Origin of the sequence: Mycobacterium sp. GA-0227b (assembly GCF_001499855.1) — a bacterium.
Classification (GTDB): Bacteria; Actinomycetota; Actinomycetes; order Mycobacteriales; family Mycobacteriaceae; genus Mycobacterium.
The window spans coordinates 1-2,844 of the sequence record NZ_LQIK01000021.1 but is presented as its reverse complement, the minus strand read 5'-3'; the positions used below and the strand labels follow the sequence as shown (position 1 = coordinate 2,844).

Below are 2,844 nucleotides of genomic sequence, written 5' to 3'. Positions count from 1 at the left end.
CTGCAGCATTAACTGAGAACGGATCAAACTAACCCCGACTCGAGAACCGGGTGGACTCAGTATCGGGGACTCGCCAGGCACACGGAAACAGAGCCGAATTCTCGTCCACACACCCCAATGATCTACCGCGCACAGGCTTGCCCCATCCGGCCCGCGCAGTACCGCCGGACACCTTCGACGTCAGGTACTACGACACATGGGACGACGATGTGTTCGTACGGAGACTGTGGTTTCGTGCGATCGCACCGCTTCCACCGGACATAGGTGTTCATGAATGCGTGGTGGCCTTCATCAGCGACCTCTATTTCTTCGAGCCGCTCGTCGTCCAACACGGTTCGAAGGCGAACGACCGCAATCTAAAGTACGCAACTGCTCAGCACGCCATGTGGTTTCACCACTCCCCGCGTGCGAACGAGTGGCTCGTCATCGAATCGAGTTCACCCGTGAGCTGCGGGGGAAGAGGACTGGTGGCAGGTGAGATCCGCACCATCACAGGAGAGGTGGTCGCCACCGTAGTTCAAGAGGTCGCTGTGCGAATGGACCCCGTGCGCGGACCTTCTGCCGGGTCGGCGGAGGCAGATCACCGATGATCGAAACCGCCATCGACCGATAGGTCAACGCCATCGACCGCTCGGATGCCGGGTGCGCCCGAGCAGCCGTGTCGTGGACGTCTACGTCGGTCGAATCAGTTCCGGTGCAGCATCCTCGCAAGCGTTCACGGGGCGACCCGACATGCCGCGGCTGGGGTGGCATCGGGGCGGGCCATCGCACGAACAGCTTGATCTCCGTCCGCCGATTACCTGAATGACTTCGCCGGATTATCGTACGTTCGATCAATTGCTGTACAATGGTCACCTGGCGCGCAGTGACGCGATAGGAGCGAGCCCTGTGATGACATGAAAATGCGTCCGCCATCTCAGTCCCAACGGTCACGGTGTGGCGATGAGCATCGGCGCGGCCGGTCCGACCCTCGGGCAAGGTGCTGACGGGACTTCTCCCGGCCTGCAGGCGGAATTGATTGACTGGTTGCGAATCAAGGATGGTCTCTTGCGGGAATTTCGCGAACCAGTGGACACCCTGGCGGAAGACGTTGAAGGGCTTCGCCGTTTTCAGCAATTACTATATAACGCCGGCTGGCTGCGGAAGGGCTGGCCGGCACAATTCGGCGGCCTCGGCGGTTCGGCGCTCGATCGCGGAATCATCGCCGAAACGCTGACCGCCGCAGGATTTCCCTTGCCTTTCTCATTCTCCATGATCGAGGTCTCGCCCCGGCTGTGCTTCGCTTCGCCGATGCGCAGTTAAGCGAGAGGTTCCTGCCCCGTGTACTTAGCGGCCAGGACACCTGGTGTCAGGGCTTCTCGGAACCCGAGGCCGGCAGCGATCTGGCGTCGCTACGTACGGCCGCGGTCCAGGCCGGCGACGATTTCGAGGTGACCGGCCAAAAGATTGGACGAGCTTCGCCCAATTCGCTGACCGATGCGTCCTGCTTGCGCGTACCGGCGCTCGAGAATCCGGGCATCGGGGCATCACAGCCTTTTTTATGGACATGGACTCGCCCGGAATAGAGGTGCGACCCGTTCGATCGGCCACCAGTGAGGATGAATACTGCGAGATCTTCCTCGATCACGTGCATATCCCGCGACACCGGATAATCGGTGACGTTGACGGTGGTTGGCCGGTCGTCATGTACGTGCTCGGATGTGGACGCGGTGTCATGGCGTGGCAACGTGCGACATGGCTATTGAGCCGGTTCCAAGACCTGCTCGCGGACTGTGGATACTCTCTGGACGAGAGCTCGGCTGGGCAAGTATTAGCTTCACTCTACGGATTTCGGCTGCGAGCGCGCGACATGTTGCGCCGAATGGCCGATGGTGAAGTGCCCGGCAGTGGCAACTCGATCGACAAGTTGTTGATGTCATCGTCGGAACAAGCGCTTTTTGACCTGGCCCTAACTGAGCTTCGCACGCAAATCGTCTTGACACGGGGACTGTTGGCCGACCGGTGGCGTTCCGACTTCATCTACTCACGCGCTGCATCGATATATGGAGGGACATCCGAGATTCAGAAGAATGTCATCGCCGAACGACTCCTCGGGCTACCTCGTAGCTGACGGTAGAAAGGCGACCTATGTACGACTCTGATCTGGTCCTCATCGAAGACGGCTTGCGTAGGGTGTTGATCGATGGCGGCACCGATGACACTCCTGGTCGCCTGGTCGATTTCGGATGGTTCGAGCTCTTCGGCGAATATCCGGGTACGGCCATCCGGCTGATATTTGGTCAGCAGGGGAACCAATCTGCCAACTGGTCGGCCCTTGGGCTCGTCATGTCTCTGAGCGTCGGCGCTCCGATATCGACGGTCGTGCGAGATGAGACAGCCACGGCTCTCGTGCTGCCCGCACTCTGCGCCTCGACGGCGCCTGCACGGAGCACAGCCGATGCCGATGTGGTTGATGTCGACGGCATCGTGCTCGGAGCGCCGCCAGACCGTCTGCTCCTCCTCTGCGACTTCGGTGACCATCATGCCTTCGGAGATCTGGAAGTGTGCGACGACCTGATTAGCCCGGTTGGCGGACTAGATCCGGAGCTCGGGCTGCGCCGCGTCGCCGGTCTCGCACGGTTCACTCCACGACCATTGGAAGAGGGCGTCGAACCAGTGGCGGCGTGGCTGCGGGCGGTCTCGATGGGGCGATTGGGGCTGGCTAGCGAATTGACGGCGATAGGCGGACGCGTGTTGCGGCGAGCCGTCGATCACGTGGTCACCCGACTGTTGACGACGGTTGAAGATCCGGCCAGTCGCGACGGTTGAAAAGTAGGCCACCCGATCAGATTGGATGGGTGATCT

4 protein-coding genes are annotated in these 2,844 nt (G+C 60.8%); all 4 read left to right on the top strand.

The features are described from left to right. Window positions 1-50: 50 nt before the first annotated feature. The 4 genes from AU185_RS25805 (at window position 51) to AU185_RS13330 (ending at window position 2,808) form a co-directional block, all read left to right on the top strand. Window positions 51-590 (top strand): acyl-CoA thioesterase, encoded by a 540-nt coding sequence (locus AU185_RS25805; protein WP_082683883.1) that lies wholly within the window; start codon window positions 51-53, stop codon window positions 588-590. Between the two features lie 352 nt (window positions 591-942). Beyond that, a complete protein-coding gene (locus AU185_RS13340) occupies window positions 943-1,302 on the top strand; it encodes an acyl-CoA dehydrogenase family protein (protein ID WP_059100805.1) in 360 nt (119 codons plus the stop codon). 238 nt (window positions 1,303-1,540) lie between these two features. After that, on the top strand, window positions 1,541-2,110 hold the full coding sequence (locus AU185_RS13335) for an acyl-CoA dehydrogenase family protein (protein ID WP_059100804.1): 570 nt from the start codon (window positions 1,541-1,543) through the stop codon (window positions 2,108-2,110). A 17-nt stretch (window positions 2,111-2,127) separates the two neighbouring features. Continuing rightward, on the top strand, window positions 2,128-2,808 hold the full coding sequence (locus tag AU185_RS13330) for a hypothetical protein (protein WP_059100803.1): 681 nt from the start codon (window positions 2,128-2,130) through the stop codon (window positions 2,806-2,808). The last annotated feature ends 36 nt before the right edge of the window (window positions 2,809-2,844 follow it).

What these genes read in the sequence shown, in the direction of transcription:
- AU185_RS13340 (WP_059100805.1), top strand. Translation starts at nt 943, where the DNA reads ATGAGCATCGGCGCGGCCGGTCCGACCCTCGGGCAAGGTGCTGACGGG.
- AU185_RS13335 (WP_059100804.1), top strand. Translation starts at nt 1,541, where the DNA reads ATGGACATGGACTCGCCCGGAATAGAGGTGCGACCCGTTCGATCGGCC.
- AU185_RS13330 (WP_059100803.1), top strand. Translation starts at nt 2,128, where the DNA reads ATGTACGACTCTGATCTGGTCCTCATCGAAGACGGCTTGCGTAGGGTG.